The following is a 16,313-nucleotide window of genomic DNA, read 5'->3' on the forward strand; positions in this document are numbered from 1 at the left end:
CGGCGCGGCGCGGCACACAGAGGACGATGACGATGAACGGATCAGGGGAAATCGACGTGTCGCGTCGTGGAATTCTTATCGGGGGGGCCGCGTCTGCGGCGATGGTTGCGGTTCCGACGGGCGGTGCGGACGCCGCTGTCGGTCAGCCGCAGCCGCAACCCAGCATGATGCCGGTGTCGTTCGAGGTGAACGGCAAGCGCCGGACGCTGCAGGTCGACACGCGCACCACGCTGCTCGACGCGCTGCGCGAGAACATGAAGCTGACCGGCACCAAGAAGGGTTGCGATCACGGTCAGTGCGGTGCCTGCACCGTCATCGTCGACGGCAAGCGGATTAACTCGTGCCTCAGCCTCGCGGTAATGCATGAGGGCGACAAGATCACCACGATCGAAGGCCTCGGCACCGTCAAGGACCTGCACCCGATGCAGGCCGCGTTCGTCAAGCATGATGGCTATCAGTGCGGTTATTGCACGCCGGGGCAGATCTGCTCGGCCGTCGCCGTACTTGGCGAAATCAAGGCGGGCGTCCCCAGCCACGTCACCGGAGACCTCACCGCCAAGCCGACCGCGTCCAACGCCGAGATGCGCGAACGGATGAGCGGCAACATCTGCCGGTGTGGCGCCTATTCCAACATCCTCGAAGCGATGACGGAAGTCGCGGGAGTCGACGCATGAAGCCCTTCACCTACGAGCGCGCCAAGACCGCGGCCGATGCCGCCAAGTCCGCGCTGCGTCCCGGCACCAAGTTCATCGCCGGCGGCACCAATCTGCTCGATCTGATGAAATTGCAGATCGAGGCGCCGCAGCATCTGGTCGACGTCAATGGCCTCGGCTTCGACAAGATCGAGGCGACGCCGCAGGGTGGTCTCCGTATCGGTGCATTGGTCAGCAACAGCGATCTCGCCGCCGACACCCGCGTCCGCCGAGACTACGGCGTGCTCACGCGCGCGATCGTCGCCGGTGCATCGGGCCAGTTGCGCAACAAGGCGACGACGGCGGGCAACCTGCTCCAACGCACGCGCTGCCCGTATTTCTACGACACCAACCAGGCCTGCAACAAGCGCAAGCCCGGCTCGGGTTGCGCAGCCGTTGGCGGTTTCAGCCGCCAGCTCGGCGTGATCGGTACCAGCGACGCGTGCATCGCGACCTATCCCGGCGACATGGCGGTGGCGATGCGCGTGCTCGACGCGACGGTCGAGACCGTCAACGCGCAAGGAGCCGCACGCTCTATTCCGATAGCGGATTTCCACCGCCTTCCCGGCACGACCCCGCATGTCGAGACTGCGCTGGCACCCGGCGAACTGATCACCGCGGTGACGTTGCCCAAGCCGATCGGCGGCACGCATATCTACCGCAAGGTGCGTGATCGCGCGTCCTACGCCTTCGCGCTCGTCTCGGTCGCGGTCGTCGTACAGAAGGACGGCACCGGCCGGGTCGCGGTCGGTGGCATCGCGCCGCGACCTTGGCGCGTCGAGGCGGCGGAAGCTGCCATGCCGCAGGGGGCGAAGGCCGTCACCAACCGGCTGCTGGCTGGCGCACGGCCGACGGAAGAAAACGCCTTCAAGGTCTCGTTGACCGAACGGGCACTAGCATCAGCGATTGCGGAGGCCCGCGCATGAAGTTCACCACGCCTGCGGGCACCAATCCGATCGACCAGATGAAGGTCGTCGGCAAGCCGCACGTCCGTATCGATGGTCCGCTCAAGACCACCGGCGGCGCGCCCTACGCCTATGAGCATCACGAGGTGGCGAACCCCGCCTACGGCTACATCGTCGGCTCGGGCATCGCAAAGGGGCGGATCGCCTCGATGGACCTCGCGGATGCGAAGGCGGCACCCGGCGTGCTCGCGATCGTCACCGCTGCCGATGCGGGCAAGCTCGGCAAGGGCAAGATGAACACCGCCAAGCTGCTCGGCGGACCCGAGATCGATCATTATCACCAGGCGATCGCGGTCGTCGTCGCGGAAACCTTCGAACAGGCCCGCGCCGCCGCGGCGCTCGTGCGTGTCGACTATACCCGCGCCAAGGGTCGCTTCGATCTCGACGCCGCCAAGCCCACCGCGACCAAGCTCACCGGCGACAATGCCGACAGCGCCGTCGGCGATTTCGCGGGCGCGTTCGCCAGCGCGCCGGTCAAGCTCGACCAGAACTACACCACCCCCGATCAGAGCCATGCGATGATGGAGCCGCACGCGTCGATCGCGTCGTGGGAAGGCGACAAGCTGACGGTCTGGACCTCGAACCAGTGGATCACGCCGACCAAGGCCGATCTGGCCACCACGCTCGGTCTGCCGCCGGAGAATGTCCGCCTGATCTCGCCCTATGTCGGCGGCGGCTTTGGCGGAAAGCTGTTCTTGCGCGCGGACGCCGTCATGGCGGCGCTCGGCGCGCGTGCTGCCAAGCGGCCGGTCAAGATCGCCCTCACCCGGCCGTTCATGACCAACAACGCGACGCATCGTCCCGCGACGATCCAGCGCGTCCGGATCGGTACCGACAAAGCCGGAAAGATCCTCGCGATCGGGCATGAGAGCTGGTCGGGCGATCTTCCCGATGGCGGCCCCGAGGCAGCCGTGCTCCAGACCCGACTGCTCTATGCGGGCGCGAACCGTCTGACGACGATGCGCCTCGCGGTACTCGATCTGCCCGAGGGCAACGCGATGCGTGCGCCCGGTGAGGCTCCAGGCCTGATGGTGCTCGAAGTCGCGATGGACGAGATGGCGGAAAAGCTCGGGATCGATCCGATCGAATTCCGCGTGATGAACGACACCCAGACCGATCCGGAAAAGCCCGGCCGTCGTTTTTCGCAGCGTCAGCTGGTCAAGTGCCTGCGCACCGGTGCCGATCAGTTCGGCTGGTCGCGGCGTAATCCCAAGCCCGCGCAGGTACAGGACGGCCGCTGGCTCGTCGGCATGGGCGTCGCGTCTGCATTCCGCAACAACGTCAACCAGAAGTCCGGCGCGCGCGTGCGGCTGGACGGCAAGGGTATCGTCACCGTCGAGACCGACATGACCGATATCGGCACTGGCAGCTACACGATCATCGCGCAGACCGCGGCCGAGATGATGGGCGTCGGCATGGACAAGGTCGTCGTAAAGCTCGGCGATTCGGCGATGCCGAGCTCGGCCGGCTCGGGCGGCCAGTGGGGCGCGAACAGCTCGACGGCGGGTGTCTATGCGGCCTGCGTCAAGCTCCGCGAGGCAGTTGCGCAGAAGCTCGGCTTCAACATGACCGACATCTCCTTCAGCGATGGGGAAGTGCGCTCGGGCGGCAACCGCGTGGCACTCGCAAAGGCGGCGGCCGGCGGCGAGATCGTCGTCGAGGACACGATCGAGTTCGGCGACCTCGACAAGCAGTACCAGCAGTCGACCTTCGGCGCGCATTTCGTCGAGGCCGGCGTCGATCGGTACACCGGCGAAGTGCGGATCCGCCGCATGCTCGCGGTGTGTGCAGCAGGCCGCATCCTCAACCCGAAGACCGCCCGCAGCCAGGTGATCGGCGCGATGACGATGGGCGTCGGCGGATCGCTGATGGAGGAACTCGCGGTCGACAAGCGCTTCGGCTTCTTCGTCAACCACGACCTCGCCAGCTACGAAGTCGCGGTCCACGCCGACATCCCGCACCAAGACGTCGTCTTCCTCGACGAGGCCGATCCCACCACCTCGCCGATGAAGGCGAAGGGTGTCGGCGAGCTGGGCCTGTGCGGTGTCGGCGCGGCGATCGCCAACGCGGTCTACAACGCAACCGGCGTGCGGGTACGCGACTATCCGATCACGCTCGAAAAGCATCTCGCCAAGCTGCCGCTCGTGGCGTGATGCTCCAGTGCCGGCGGGACGCCTTCCGCCGGCACTGGCCGTCGAGCCGATCGACGAGGTGGATCGGAATGACGATCAAACGACCACGATGCTATTTAGCGATGCGGGCGTGGCTTGAGCCGCAACTATCCCGGCAAGAGGCCCGCGGCGCGATAGCTGTCGATCATCGTATCGAAGAGCGCGATATCCGAACGGCCTCGCGCGAACAATTGTGCACCCGCAACCGCCGCATAGATCGCCCTTGCCCGGGTTTCGCTCTCGGCGGATCCGACGATGTCGGCTTCGACGAGCAGTTTGCTCAGCCACGCGACGTTGACGTCGGCGAAGCCCTGCACCTCGGTCTTCACGGCATCCGGAAGATCGTCGTATTCGGCCGCCATGAAACTCGACAGGCAGATCCGGTTATCGTTCGAGAGCGATTTGCGAAAGATCTCGGGATAGCGGCGAAGCGCATCGCGCGCGCGTGGTGTCTCGTCCGAGATCGCCGCCAATTGGGCGACGGTATCTTCCCAATAACGCCGCGCCACTGCCGCACCGAGATCGGCCTTGGTCGGGAAATGATGGTAGATGCTGGGCGCCTTGATCCCGACCTCGGCCGCGATGTCGCGGAAATTGAGGCCGGTATAGCCGTGCGCCATCGCGCTTCGCTTGGCCGCAGCGAGCACGGCTTCCCTGGAGTTCGAACTCGCCATCTGCCCTGTCCATTCATAAACCGACCAAGTGATAGATAGACGTTGACGCGAGGCAGGCAAGTGCGCATTTGGTGACTACCGATCACTTGGTAGGGACACGCCATGACCGTTCAAATGTCGCCATCGACCGCAAAGCTCCGCCTGTTCACTTCGCCTTCGGCCTTCCCCAACCCGCAGCGCCTGCGCATCTTCCTGCACGAGAAAGGCATCGCGGACCGCTTCGACGAAACGGTTTACGACATGTCGCCGGTCGGCGAGCAGCGCCAGTGGAAGCACCTCAAGATGAACCCGTGGGGCGAGACGCCGACGCTCGAACTGGCGGATGGCAGCTTCATTTCGGAGACCGCCGCGGTCGTACGCTATCTCGACCAGGCCTATCCGGGGCGGCGGATCATGGGCGAGACGCCGGAGCAGCAGGGGCTCGACGCGATGTGGGACAACCGGATCTGGGTGCACATCCTCTACCGGATCACGACCGCGTTCCATGTCCTGCACCAGGGACTCGGGCCGAAGCTCGAGCTGACCGCGAACGCCGCGTGGGGCGAGCATTGCCGCAAGGAAGCGCTGTCCCATACCGCGCTGATCGACCGCCATCTGTCCGATGGTCGTGACTGGATGCTCGGCGGCGACGAACCGACTTTCTCGGATATCACGATGGCGACCGCGATCGCGTTCTCGAAGTTCAAGGTGAACGCGATGCCGCTCGACGAGCGCTATGAGCATGTCGATGCGTTCTGGCAGCGCTGGCAGGGCCGGCCGACGTTCCTCGCCGCCTATGCGGATCGCAGCAGCGGCGTGCCGGAACTCGACGATCGGCCATAGCATATGCCCGCGTCGGTCGATGATCCCGACGCTTCGATACTGCCGCACGCGTCGAGGTTCGATCGACGCGTGTGGCTCGTCCTCGGCATCGTCGAGGGACGATGCGTTACGCGAAACCAGGCGGGCGGTATCCGAACGCCAAGGCATATCGGTCGCGCCCCCCTGCAACCGCACGCATTCATGGAATCCGGCGGGGAACTCACGTCTGGTTGGCAAGCCCCTCGATGATGAACACACGGTACTCGGCACCTTTGAGGCGGTGCTCGCGTGCCTCGCGATATAGCGGGCTGTCATACCAGCCATGGGCCTCGGCGACGGACGCGAACTCCAGGATGACCGCGCCGTCGACTGCCGTACCTTCGAGCGTCTCGACCGCACCATAGAAAGCGAGCGGGGTGATCGCATGCCCGTCGCGTGCCAGTGGTGCGGCCTGCTGATAGGCGGTGAATTCTGCCGCATCGGTGATGCGATCGCGGACGAAGACGACATAGGCGGTCATAGGTTTTCCTTCCCAAAGTGCGGGGGACGATCAGGCGCTGCGCAGGACCGTCTTGAGGTTCATGAACTCGTGCAAGCCATATGGACCCAATTCGCGCCCATGTCCGGACGCCTTGATACCGCCGAACGGTGCTTCGGGGGAGGATGCGAGCATCTGGTTTATGGCGGTCATGCCCGCCTCGATATCGCGCACGAACCGCTCCTGCTCGTCGGGGTCGTTGGTCCATACCGATGAGCCGAGGCCGTAGGGGATCGCATTGGCGATCCGGATCGCCTCCTCGATATCCGCGGCGCGGAAGACCATCGCGATAGGTCCGAACAGTTCCTCCGCCATGAAGGGGCTGTCGAGCGGCAGGTCGACGAGTATCCCCGCCGACAGGAACGCGCCCTTGCCGGGCAGCGCCTCGCCGCCGAACAACAGGCGCGCCCCCGCGGTCTTCGCTTCGGCCAGCTGTCCGAGCACGGTGTCGCGCTGCTCGATGCTCGACAACGGCCCCATGTCGGTCGCGACGTCCATCGGATCGCCTGCCGTCACCGCGCGCATCGCCGCGGAGAATTTCGCGAGAAAAGCGTCGTAAATGTCCGCATGAACGATCATCCGCTTCCCACAGATGCAGGATTGCCCAGTGTTTTGGATTCGCGCGGTGACCGCCTGCTTTACCGCAGTGTCCAGATCCGCCGACGGCATCACGATAAACGGATCCGACCCGCCAAGTTCGAGGACGACCTTCTTCAGAGCTCGGCCCGCTTGCTCGGCAACGGCACGCCCTGCCCCCTCGCTACCCGTCAACGTCACGGCGACGACACGGTTGTCGGCGATAATGTCGGCGACTGCAGAGGATTTGATCGCCAGGTTTTGGAATACCCCGTCGGGACCGCCGGCGGCGATTACCATCTCTTCCATCAACTGCGCGCAGCCCTGTACGATGCTCGCGTGTTTCAGCAGGCCGACATTGCCCGCGAGGATCGTTGGCGCAATGAAGCGGACTGCCTGCCAGTATGGGAAATTCCACGGCATGATCGCCAGCACCGGCCCCTGCGGCAGATACCGCACCTCCGCCGAGCCACCACCCGACAAGTCGATGTGGACGGGCTCGAGCATTGTCGGGCCTTGTTGCGCATAGTAGCGGAATGCCGCTGCACACTTCCGGACTTCGGCCAACGCGGAGGCATGCGTCTTGCCCATTTCCGCTACCGCCATCCGGGCAAGCCGGTCGTCGTTCGCCTCATATTCTTCGGCGATCCGTTCAAGCAGCGCGGCGCGCTCCGATATGGCCACGTCGCGCCAGTCACGAAAGGCCGCCGCTGCCTTGTCGAGCTTTGCATCGACCTCCGCTCCGGTGAGCTCGGGATAAGTTGCGATTTCGTCCCCGGTTGCGGGATTGATGCTGCGAAACATGGAGCCTCCTGGGCGTATCGTTGCGTATGACGACACCTGTCAAACCAATGCGGTCGCGAAGACGGAGTTCCTGCGTGATCGCGCGGGATAGGTGCAGTCGCGACAGACCGGTATCCGCGGGCGTTCGGCGCGGCCTTGCGGTCGACTACCGATCATTCCTGCAAAAGAACACCACTGCGCTAAGAGTTCTCGGATGCCCGTCAGCGGACGTCCACGTCGGTTGCCCCATGGTCCAGTGGGCACGCTGGGTAACGTCGCCCTGCCGACGCCGATCTTTCCTCTCGGTATCGATCAACCGGTCGTGTAGTGGAGCCGCACGCGCTGCTTCCAGTTGGCAGCGCAGTGACGGATCAAGATCAACGCATGGCTCGCAAGCATTCGAAACACGGCCCGTACGAAGACACGAATGTGGACGAAGAGGTTGCAGCGACGGTGCCACCCTGCTGGTTATGTGGTCGGCCGACCGGCAAGACCATCGTCTGGCACCACCCCGTACCCAAGAGCCGCGGCGGCCGCGATGTCGTACCGATGCACCCGATTTGCCAGCAGACCGTGACAGCCAATTTCACGAACTCCGAGCTTGAGCGTCACGGGATGAATGCCGAAGCGCTGCTGGCCGAACCTGCGGTGCGCAAATTCGTCGATTGGGTCGCCAAGAAAGACCCCGATTTCACCGCTGGCACGACCAAGAAACAGCGCTGAGGCGAACCAGACCGTCGTCGACAACGGCTGTCCGGGACGCGTCCGACCATCGCTCCGACGGGCCAGAGCTGCGATCGACCACAATGCGGGATCGATACTGCTCGGCGGCATGGATCAGCGCGATGGCTTGGCGAACAGGGGGGACACGAACGCGATCGTGATGATGCCCGCGATCAGCAGGAGTATGGTCGCGATCACATGATCGTCGATCGCCTCGGCAAGCCAGCGCTCCAGAGCCAGGGCAAGTGTCAGCGCGCCGACGATCGATGCCGCCGCAAGCAGGCCGACGAGCGCCCTCTGTCGTCGGCCGGGACCGCGCCGATCGCCTCCTGCCCTACTGCCCATCAGGACGATCCGCGGGCGCGTCATTGCGCCATCGGCCTGAATGGCATCGGCCTGAATGGCATCGGCTTGAATCCGGCAATGCCGCGCAGATATTGCATCCGCGCAGTGACGATCGCGAGCGTCTCTGGCACGGTGACGATCGCCTGCTCGATGGGTGGGCGATGACGACCGATGTGCTGGCTACCCGGCAAGCCGACGCCGTCGTTGGAGATACTGAACGCGCGACTGCCATCGCGTTTGTGAATGACCAGCACGGCGTAGCGGCCTGGCCTTGGTACGGCGACACACAGGCTCACCATCCCATCGGGCGGAACGGCGGTCACGACCCGACGAAACACCTTACCCGCGCGGAGCAGCGCATCGTCGTCGGCAAGAAAATCGTCCGCGTTCGCCGGATACAATTCGAGCTTAAGCCGCCCACTCCGATCGCGCAGGCCTGACACGTCGATCCGGATACCCGGTTCGGATGCCGCGCAATCGTTGTGCAAGCCAGAGCCGATCGCGCCTGAAGGGCTCACCGCCATCGGCACCGAGCCAGGGTGTTGAAGTGCAGCGGACGTCACGCCGAGCAGGAGAGCGAGCAACATAATGTTCGGTCCTCTATAGGCAGGGCTGCCCGCAAGCGGTGCCCTGCCCTGTCTTCTCGGAAGGGAACGGCTTGACCCGTTCGGCGCGGGATCAGAAGATGTGGCGCACACCGATCGTGCCGGACAGCGTCCGCAGCGTCGGTTCGTAGCGGGTCGCCACGCCGGCATCCTGCCCGTCGAACGCCAGCTTGCTGGTCTGCGCGTAGCGGCCGCCGATCTCGAGAGTGGTCTTCGCGGCGACATTGATGCCGATGCCGGCGTCGCCGTGCCAGGTCATGCCCCAGTCCTTGCCCGAATAGCTGCTGCCGATGCCCGACGCACCGACCCGTGACAGATTGGCATCGACCCGCGATGCACCGATGCCGCCGCCGATATAGGGTACGAACACCGCGTGCAGCGGGATATCGACATAGCCGGATACACTGACATTGTACGACCGCGTCCGGCCCGACGCCGGCAGATTGCTCGTACCGAGGTCCTTTAGGTTCAGGCTGTTCCCATTATAGCCGATCGTCTGCTCGATCCGGAACATCCCGAAATCATAGCCTCCGCCGATCTCGCCGGTCAGCCCGGTCTTGTATTTCGTCTTGTCGTCGAACTGCGACGGTAGAGTGTCGACGTCGAACTTCTGCTCGGAATTTACCGAGGCGCCAGCGCGCGCGACGGCATAGATGCCGCGCGCCGGAGCATCCTGCGCCTGGGCAGCGACGGAAAAAGCAGCAGCGCCGAGGGCAATCACGCGGGCAAATACGGAACGGGTCATGGAGAAGCCTTTCTTCGGGTTCCGCCTTTCGGGGCGGTGTCGAACAGGCTGATGGCGGGAGACGATGAACGCTCGTCGTGGATTCGGTGTAGGAATGATGAAGCGGTGCCTCCATCGTTCGTCCACAATTCGCGACGAAGGCGTATGAGACCCCAGTGATCCGAAGGATTATCGCGTGACTGACCGTATCCTGATCGTCGAAGACGAACGCGAGATCGCCGAATTGCTTGCCGCCTATGTCGAGCGCGCGGGGTATGAAGTCGTGAAAGCGGGCACGGTGCAGGACGCGATCCGCGCCCACGCCCAGTCGAACCCCGCGCTCGTGCTGCTCGACATCGGCCTGCCCGGTGGCGACGGGCTCGACGTTCTCACCACGATCCGCCGCCGCGTCGACACGCCGGTCATCATGATCACCGCGCATGACGACGAGGTGACCAAGCTGTCGTCGCTCCGGATAGGTGCTGACGATTACGTGGTTAAACCGTTCAACCCGTCCGAAGTCGTCGAGCGCATCCGGGCCGTGCTGCGCCGTACGCAAGGCGCGACCAACCGCCGCACCCTGTCGGTCGGCACGTTGCTGATCGAACTCGACGCAAGGGTCGTCAGCTGTCGCCCGGCCGATGGCGGGGAGGCGATCCGGATCCTGTTGACCCCGAGCGAATTCGAGATCCTCGCGCACATGGCGCGGCAGCCGCGACGTGCCTTCACGCGCGCCGAACTGCTCGAGGCGGCTTCTCCCGACAGCGACGCATATGACCGGGTCGTCGACAGCCACCTCTCGAAACTACGGCAGAAGCTCGCGGCGGCCGGCTGCGTCGGCATGATCGAACCCGTGCGCGGAATGGGGTATCGCCTGTGGCCGGACTGCTGAACCGCATCGTCACGCGGATGGTCGTGTTGGCGGCGGCAACCACGATCATCACGATGCTGCTCGGTCTGGTCGCGTATATCGCGGCGGTTCACTACCGGCTGAGCGTGACGACGCAGCACATGCCGCCCAAGGCCCGCGAGCAACTCGAATTCCTCGTGCGGACGCACCAGGAGGGGAGCGATCGCTATTTCGACCTGTTCGACCGCTATGGCGCCAAGGCCCCGGCGATTACCGACCTGGGCTTTGTCGGGACGATCGCGCTGGTCTCGATCCTCGTCGGCGGCGGCGTCGCGATGATCTTCGCCCGCCGCATCAGCCGACCGATCACCGCGGTGGCACGCGCGGCGGCGCTCGTTTCTGCGGGCGATCGATCGGTCAGGGTGGAGCGCGGCAAGACACCGGGCGAGACCGGCGACCTGATCGAGAGCTTCAACCGAATGGCCGCCGACATCGACGCTTACGAGCGAGAACGCACCGTGCTGACCGCGGGGCTCGCGCACGAACTCCGCACGCCCCTCACCATTTTGAAGGGACGGCTGCACGGGCTGGCGGATGGCGTGATCGATCCGGCGACCGGCGAGGCCGATCGGCTGCTGCGCCAGGTTGAGCACCTGTCGCATCTGGTCGAGGATCTGCGGACCCTCGCGCATGCCGATGCGGGGGAACTTGATCTCGACAGACGACCGGTCGACCTTGCGGTGCTGCTGGGAATGGCTGTCGGCGATCTTCGCGCATCGGCAGCCGAACGCGGTGTCTCCATCACCGAGTCCTACGAAACGGTATGCGTTCGGGGCGACCCCGTCCGTTTGACCCAGGTGACGACGAACATACTCACCAACGCGATCAAGCATGCCCCCGATCACAGCACCATCGACGTCGCCGTATTTACCGCGACCGGCCATGCGATCGTCAGCGTGACCGACGAGGGCGACGGCTTCGCGCCCGCGGACGAAACGCGCATGTTCATGCCGTTCTGGCGCGCCGGCACCGACAAGCTCGCCGGCCGCCCCGGCAGCGGCGTGGGCCTCACGCTCGCGGCGAAGATCGCCGAGGCACATGGCGGACGTATCCGCGCGAAGAACCGCGTCGACCGGTCGGGCGCGTGTTTCTCGGTATGGCTGCCGCTCTGATCTTCGGCGTCTTCTTCCACGACACCTGCACCTACTCTCCATCGCATCTCCACCGTGCGCTGCTCTGTACCGAAGACCGGGATCGTCCCGGCGAGCAATCGGCGCGCATCGTCTGGCGGTCGCGCCCGGGAGAAAGATCGATGACGACATCTCGTACATTTCGCGCAGCCATCGGTGTCGCCATCCTCACCGGCACGGCGGCTAGCGCAAGCGCAGCAACCCCGGTGACCGGCAACTGGCTCACCGACGAAGGCAAGGCACTGGTCAGGATCGAACCCTGCGGAAAGGCGATCTGCGGCCGGATCGTCAAGGTGCTCAAGCAAGAGCCCGGCAAGCCGACTACCGACATTGCCAATCCCGATCCCTCGAAACGCGGCAATCCGATCGAGGGAACCTTCATCCTGACCGGGTTCATGGACGCCGGATCGATCTGGAAAGGCAGGATCTACAATCCTGACAGCGGCAAGAGCTACAATGCCCGGTTGGCAAAGAACCCCGACGGTACGCTGAAGGTCGAAGGATGCGTTGCGTTCCTGTGCCGGGGCCCGACCTGGCAACCCGCCCGCTGATCCCCTCGAAATTGCTCCGGGAGCACGACATGACGACGACATTACGCAGCGAGGCTGTGAAGGACTGCATCGGCAGCCGGATCCTGAACCCAAAGCGGGACCTGCTCGCCGGCCACCTCGCCGCCGACATCCGCAACTTGCTCGAGGAACGTGGGGTGCTGGTCTTTCCCGAAATCCACTTCACCGAAACCGAACAGATCGCGTTCACACAGACGTTGGGAACGCTGGCATCGGAGGGTAGCGACGGTCGGATGACCGCGCAGATCTCGCTCGATGCGCGGCACAATCCGGCCACCGCCGAGTTCCTCAAGGGGTCGCTCTACTGGCACATCGATGGCACGAACAGCGACGTGCCGATCCTTGCTTCGCTGCTGTCCTGCGTGGTCCCCGCGCCGAGCGGCGGGAACACGGGCTTCTGCAACACCTACGCGGCCTATGACGACCTGCCCGACGCGGAAAAAGCCGTTTACGACGCGTTGCGCGTCATCCACGGCCCGTGGGCCTCGCTCTTCTAATATCGACCCGAGCCGACGCTCGACATGCTGAAGACGATGCAGTCGCTTGGCGAAAAGGAGCTACCGCTCGTCTGGACGCACGCTTCGGGGCGGAAGTCGCTCATTCTCGGTTGCACGGCGCGCAACGTGGTCGGTCTTGCCGACCGGGAGAGCACCGCAATGCTCGTCGGCCTCCGCGAATGGGCGACGAGTCCCCGGTTCAGCTACAGCCACAGTTGGAAGGCGGGCGACCTCGTCATGTGGGACAATACCGGGACGATGCACCGTGCCGAGTCCTATGATCCGACCTGTGGACGCCTCATGCTCCGCACCAAGCTGGAGGGCGACGAAGCGTTTGCCTGATCGACTCGAGCAGCGGTTGTGTCGCCTTACGCTGCCGGTGGCCGGGACGCAGTGCTCTCTTTCGGGATGGCCGGCATCGCGAACGTCTTCGACAGGCCATGGTACAGCTTCTCGCGACACACCCATCGGCTGGCGGCATCGGCAATAAAGGCGGTCGCGAACATGGGGAGCATCAAGCCGCGGCTGGCGGTCGTCTCCGACAGGATGATGACGGCGGTCAACGGCGCGCGAACGACGCCGGTGAAATACGCGACCATGCCCAGAATGACGACCGCGCTTGCCGGATCGCCGGGAAAAAGCTCGCGCAGCAGATTTCCCACGCCTGCACCGACCGCGAGCGATGGCGCGAAGATGCCGCCCGGCAGACCGGCGATCGCGGTTGCCGCCGTCGCCGCGAACTTGGCCGGCCCGAACCACAATGGCGCGTCGACCCCGACGATCATCGCCCGTGCCGCGGAGTAGCCGGTTCCCCAGGTCAATCCGGTGAACACACCGAGCAGCGCCACGATGACGCCGCACGCGCCTGCGAACTTCACCGGATTGGCCCGAGTCCACCCCGTGATCCGGTTGCGGCCCAGCGCCATCGCCAGCAGCGTGCGGGAAAAGAGTCCGCCCGCCATTCCGCCGACGATCCCGGCGACGGGTGTCACGAGCAACGCCGACAGGAGCGGCAGATGCGCGCCGATCGCTCCAAAGTAGATATAGTCCCCCTGCACGGACTGCGCTACCATCCCTGCAATCACGATGGCAGCGAGCACCAGCAGCGTCACGCGTTGCTCATACGCCGACGCCAGTTCCTCGATCGCGAACATCAGCCCTGCCAGCGGCGTGTTGAACGCCGCCGCGACGCCCGCTGCGCCGCCAGCAATCACCACCCCGCCCCGCAGCGGCACGCGGACCAGGCGATGCGTCAGGCCCATCACCGCCGCAGCGATCTGAACGGTCGGCCCCTCGCGCCCAACCGACGCACCGCTTAGCACCGCGCCGATCGTCAGCACGGCCTTCGCACCGACCGTCCCCGGCGATATCAGGCTGTGCGTTGCCGCGTCGGGATCAGCCTGAGCGGCGATAACCTGGGGAATACCCGATCCCCGCGCAAACGGCGCGTAGCGCCGCGTCAGCCACACCAGTGCCATGAAACCCAGCGGCGTAGTCAGAAGCGGCAACCAGTGCCACCGGTGCGCGTACCCACCAAACACGAGCGCCGCCCTGTCTGCCGCTTGGGCGAACAGTGTCGCGAGCATCCCGACGAGGATGGCGCCCGTCAGGATGGCGGCACGCGTACGGAACTGCACCGACCGTGGCCCGCGTGTGCGCAGCAAGGCGCGATAGCGCGACGGGGTCCAGCGTTTTGCGGGCATCAAGCGATCGAGTAGGCCAACCATCGCATCGACCTAGATGACGCCAGCGCCTTCGTCACCCCGGCCCGAGCCTGTGGACGGGCCTGCACGATCGGCCACACCGGTTCGCCAGAAGGTCGCGGCTCAAGCGAGCACTAGTGCGAAAGCCGCATATCGTCGGAAACATCCCGGACGTTACTGGTCGAGCCAATCCAGCTGACGGCGCTTTGCGATATTTGCGATCAATGCAGCTTCAGCCGGGGGCGGACGATCTTGTTGACATGGCCGACCATGATCAGTGCGCTCCCTTTCAGCCAGCCGTGGATCGCGATGAGATGCATCCGGTACAGCGACAGATACACGAACCGCGCAAGGCGTCCCTCGATCGCGAGCTTGCCGCCGACGAGGTTGCCCATCAGCGTGCCGACCGTCGAGAAGCGGCTGAGCGACACCAGCGAGCCATGATCCTTGTAGACGAAGGGCCGCGTCGGCTTGCCATCCATGAGACGGTTGAGGTTGTCGAACACCGCGGATGCCATCTGGTGCGCGGCCTGCGCACGCGGCGGCACCGGCCGGTCCCGACCGGGCAGCAGGCAGGACGCGCAGTCTCCCATCGCGAACACGCGCTCGTCGATCGCCGTCTGCAATGTCGGCGTCACCACGATCTGGCCGCTACGCGACAGTTCGAGATCGTCCAGTCCGCCTGGGATGGCCGCCGCCTTGACCCCCGCCGCCCAGACCTGGAGATCGGCGTCGATCCGCTCGCCGGTCCCGATCGTCATACCGTTTCGATCCGATGCCGTGACCGGCGTGTTGGTCAGTACGCGTACGCCGAGCGCCTCCAACTCCCGATGCGCCGCTTGGGCAAGGCGCTCGGGCAACGCCGGGAGGATGCGCGGGCCAGCCTCGATCAACGATACGTCGAGTCGGCTGCCGTCGAACACTTCCAGCCCGTAATAGCCTAGCGCCGCGGCGGCATTGAAGAGTTCGGCGGAGAGTTCGACACCGGTCGCGCCGCCACCGACGATCGCGACGCGGACACGCGCGTTGCTGGCCGGATCGGTGGTCAGCATCCGCGAGACGCGCAGGCACTGGTCGAGCAGGCGATCGCGGAATCGATCCGCCTGCGCGCGGCTGTCGAGGAACGTGCAATTCTCGGCAACGCCAGGCGTACCGAAATCGTTGGTGACCGAGCCATAGGCCAGCACGAGATAGTCGTAGCGGATCGAGTGCGCGGCGATCACTTCGCGACCGTCCTCGTCGTGTACCGGCGCGAGATGGACATGGCGTGCGGCGCGGTCGATCGCCGCGAGCGCGCCATAAAAGAACCGGTAGCCCCAGCGGTGGCAATGGCTGCGATAACCGACCTCGTCCATGTTGGCGTCGAGCGACCCCGTCGCGACCTCGTGCAACAGCGGCTTCCAGATGTGCGTCCGGCTCCTATCGACGACGATGATGTCGTGACGCTTGCGTCCATAGCGTGCACCCAGACGGGTCGCGAGTTCGAGCCCTGCGGCACCGCCGCCGACGATGACGATCTGGATTTTGTTGCCGGTCATGATGCGATACCTTGCGTAGTGAAGCTGGCGAGCCAGACTGGGGTTGCGCCTGTGAAACTGCCTCCCCCGTCGGCCGGAACCGACGAAACCTTGCCGTGCGAGCCGGTTTTGGCGATCGTGACCGCCGCGGGCTCATCATGGTCGCGACGGTAGATTCGCCGACAAGGTTTGCCGACGCATACGTCGACACGATCGTCGCAGCTGCCGCAACGTCTCGGTGGACGCTTTATTATCATTTTTGCGGCAAGGACAGACCGTATCCCGCCGTGTTGCTGACCCGAGGACCAAGCGGCATTCGAGCGGCCGGTTTCGCGGCTTGATGCCGGCCCCTCGCCGACTGGATCAAGCGATTGAACAAGCCAGTGTCTT

At 65.0% G+C, this 16,313-nt stretch carries 16 protein-coding genes and 1 pseudogene; 9 read left to right on the forward strand and 8 right to left on the reverse strand.

Annotated elements, in window-relative coordinates:
• The first annotated feature begins 32 nt into the window (after positions 1–32).
• Genes paoA through paoC form a run of 3 tightly spaced genes read left to right on the forward strand, consistent with a single transcriptional unit; the run spans position 33 to position 3,810 of the window.
• Positions 33–674: an aldehyde dehydrogenase iron-sulfur subunit PaoA gene (paoA, locus tag IFT67_RS01685; protein WP_192144805.1), complete on the forward strand. Its 642-nt coding sequence runs from the start codon at positions 33–35 to the stop codon at positions 672–674.
• Complete coding sequence (locus IFT67_RS01690) at positions 671–1,618, forward strand: FAD binding domain-containing protein (protein WP_107962126.1); 948 nt, start codon at positions 671–673, stop codon at positions 1,616–1,618. Before paoA ends, IFT67_RS01690 begins: the two co-directional genes overlap by 4 nt.
• The gene (paoC, locus tag IFT67_RS01695; RefSeq protein WP_192144806.1) at positions 1,615–3,810 is read left to right on the forward strand and encodes an aldehyde oxidoreductase molybdenum-binding subunit PaoC; all 2,196 of its coding nucleotides are present in this window, start codon (positions 1,615–1,617) and stop codon (positions 3,808–3,810) included. Before IFT67_RS01690 ends, paoC begins: the two co-directional genes overlap by 4 nt.
• A 125-nt stretch (positions 3,811–3,935) precedes the next feature.
• On the opposite strand, the gene IFT67_RS01700 is transcribed toward paoC, so the two are convergent.
• Complete coding sequence (locus IFT67_RS01700) at positions 3,936–4,502, reverse strand: TetR/AcrR family transcriptional regulator (RefSeq protein ID WP_192144807.1); 567 nt, start codon at positions 4,500–4,502, stop codon at positions 3,936–3,938.
• Positions 4,503–4,604: 102 nt separating this feature from the next.
• Here IFT67_RS01700 and IFT67_RS01705 point away from each other — a divergent pair, with 102 nt between their 5' ends.
• Positions 4,605–5,324, forward strand: coding sequence for a glutathione S-transferase family protein (locus IFT67_RS01705; RefSeq protein WP_197982887.1), 720 nt, complete (start codon positions 4,605–4,607; stop codon positions 5,322–5,324).
• A gap of 199 nt (positions 5,325–5,523) precedes the next feature.
• On the opposite strand, the gene IFT67_RS01710 is transcribed toward IFT67_RS01705, so the two are convergent.
• Entirely contained in the window at positions 5,524–5,823 is a 300-nt protein-coding gene (locus IFT67_RS01710) for a DUF1330 domain-containing protein (RefSeq protein WP_192144808.1), read from the reverse strand.
• A gap of 30 nt (positions 5,824–5,853) precedes the next feature.
• The gene (locus IFT67_RS01715; protein ID WP_192144809.1) at positions 5,854–7,221 is read right to left on the reverse strand and encodes an NAD-dependent succinate-semialdehyde dehydrogenase; all 1,368 of its coding nucleotides are present in this window, start codon (positions 7,219–7,221) and stop codon (positions 5,854–5,856) included.
• A gap of 363 nt (positions 7,222–7,584) precedes the next feature.
• Here IFT67_RS01715 and IFT67_RS01720 point away from each other — a divergent pair, with 363 nt between their 5' ends.
• Entirely contained in the window at positions 7,585–7,923 is a 339-nt protein-coding gene (locus IFT67_RS01720) for a hypothetical protein (RefSeq protein ID WP_107962288.1), read from the forward strand.
• 114 nt (positions 7,924–8,037) lie between these two features.
• On the opposite strand, the gene IFT67_RS01725 is transcribed toward IFT67_RS01720, so the two are convergent.
• The 3 genes from IFT67_RS01725 to IFT67_RS01735 form a co-directional block, all read right to left on the reverse strand.
• Positions 8,038–8,292, reverse strand: coding sequence for a hypothetical protein (locus IFT67_RS01725; RefSeq protein ID WP_192144810.1), 255 nt, complete (start codon positions 8,290–8,292; stop codon positions 8,038–8,040).
• Positions 8,289–8,855, reverse strand: coding sequence for a DUF2141 domain-containing protein (locus IFT67_RS01730; RefSeq protein ID WP_192144811.1), 567 nt, complete (start codon positions 8,853–8,855; stop codon positions 8,289–8,291). The genes IFT67_RS01725 and IFT67_RS01730 overlap by 4 nt, the downstream gene beginning before the upstream one ends.
• A 91-nt stretch (positions 8,856–8,946) precedes the next feature.
• On the reverse strand, positions 8,947–9,618 hold the full coding sequence (locus tag IFT67_RS01735; RefSeq protein ID WP_192144812.1) for an outer membrane protein: 672 nt from the start codon (positions 9,616–9,618) through the stop codon (positions 8,947–8,949).
• 175 nt (positions 9,619–9,793) lie between these two features.
• Here IFT67_RS01735 and IFT67_RS01740 point away from each other — a divergent pair, with 175 nt between their 5' ends.
• The 4 genes and pseudogenes from IFT67_RS01740 (at position 9,794) to IFT67_RS01755 (ending at position 13,045) form a co-directional block, all read left to right on the forward strand.
• Entirely contained in the window at positions 9,794–10,489 is a 696-nt protein-coding gene (locus IFT67_RS01740; RefSeq protein ID WP_192144813.1) for a response regulator, read from the forward strand.
• Positions 10,474–11,619 carry an ATP-binding protein gene (locus IFT67_RS01745; protein WP_192144814.1) on the forward strand — a complete coding sequence of 382 codons (1,146 nt, stop codon included), beginning with the start codon at positions 10,474–10,476 and terminating at the stop codon, positions 11,617–11,619. The genes IFT67_RS01740 and IFT67_RS01745 overlap by 16 nt, the downstream gene beginning before the upstream one ends.
• Entirely contained in the window at positions 11,592–12,188 is a 597-nt protein-coding gene (locus tag IFT67_RS01750) for a DUF2147 domain-containing protein (RefSeq protein ID WP_342450529.1), read from the forward strand. The genes IFT67_RS01745 and IFT67_RS01750 overlap by 28 nt, the downstream gene beginning before the upstream one ends.
• A 29-nt stretch (positions 12,189–12,217) precedes the next feature.
• Positions 12,218–13,045 (forward strand): annotated as a pseudogene (locus IFT67_RS01755) (TauD/TfdA dioxygenase family protein).
• Positions 13,046–13,071: 26 nt separating this feature from the next.
• Here IFT67_RS01755 and IFT67_RS01760 read toward each other — a convergent pair.
• A complete protein-coding gene (locus IFT67_RS01760) occupies positions 13,072–14,430 on the reverse strand; it encodes a chloride channel protein (protein ID WP_244647130.1) in 1,359 nt (452 codons plus the stop codon).
• Positions 14,431–14,627: 197 nt separating this feature from the next.
• On the reverse strand, positions 14,628–15,944 hold the full coding sequence (locus tag IFT67_RS01765) for an NAD(P)/FAD-dependent oxidoreductase (protein ID WP_192144815.1): 1,317 nt from the start codon (positions 15,942–15,944) through the stop codon (positions 14,628–14,630).
• Between the last annotated feature and the right edge of the window lie 369 nt (positions 15,945–16,313).

Origin of the sequence: Sphingomonas sp. CFBP 13728 (assembly GCF_014841895.1) — a bacterium.
Lineage (GTDB): Bacteria > Pseudomonadota > Alphaproteobacteria > Sphingomonadales > Sphingomonadaceae > Sphingomonas.

Coding starts and splice junctions, on each gene's coding strand:
- paoA (WP_192144805.1), top strand. CDS start 33: ATGAACGGATCAGGGGAAATCGACGTGTCGCGTCGTGGAATTCTTATC.
- IFT67_RS01690 (WP_107962126.1), top strand. CDS start 671: ATGAAGCCCTTCACCTACGAGCGCGCCAAGACCGCGGCCGATGCCGCC.
- paoC (WP_192144806.1), top strand. CDS start 1,615: ATGAAGTTCACCACGCCTGCGGGCACCAATCCGATCGACCAGATGAAG.
- IFT67_RS01700 (WP_192144807.1), bottom strand. CDS start 4,502: ATGGCGAGTTCGAACTCCAGGGAAGCCGTGCTCGCTGCGGCCAAGCGA.
- IFT67_RS01705 (WP_197982887.1), top strand. CDS start 4,605: ATGACCGTTCAAATGTCGCCATCGACCGCAAAGCTCCGCCTGTTCACT.
- IFT67_RS01710 (WP_192144808.1), bottom strand. CDS start 5,823: ATGACCGCCTATGTCGTCTTCGTCCGCGATCGCATCACCGATGCGGCA.
- IFT67_RS01715 (WP_192144809.1), bottom strand. CDS start 7,221: ATGTTTCGCAGCATCAATCCCGCAACCGGGGACGAAATCGCAACTTAT.
- IFT67_RS01720 (WP_107962288.1), top strand. CDS start 7,585: ATGGCTCGCAAGCATTCGAAACACGGCCCGTACGAAGACACGAATGTG.
- IFT67_RS01725 (WP_192144810.1), bottom strand. CDS start 8,292: ATGACGCGCCCGCGGATCGTCCTGATGGGCAGTAGGGCAGGAGGCGAT.
- IFT67_RS01730 (WP_192144811.1), bottom strand. CDS start 8,855: ATGTTGCTCGCTCTCCTGCTCGGCGTGACGTCCGCTGCACTTCAACAC.
- IFT67_RS01735 (WP_192144812.1), bottom strand. CDS start 9,618: ATGACCCGTTCCGTATTTGCCCGCGTGATTGCCCTCGGCGCTGCTGCT.
- IFT67_RS01760 (WP_244647130.1), bottom strand. CDS start 14,430: ATGGTTGGCCTACTCGATCGCTTGATGCCCGCAAAACGCTGGACCCCG.
- IFT67_RS01765 (WP_192144815.1), bottom strand. CDS start 15,944: ATGACCGGCAACAAAATCCAGATCGTCATCGTCGGCGGCGGTGCCGCA.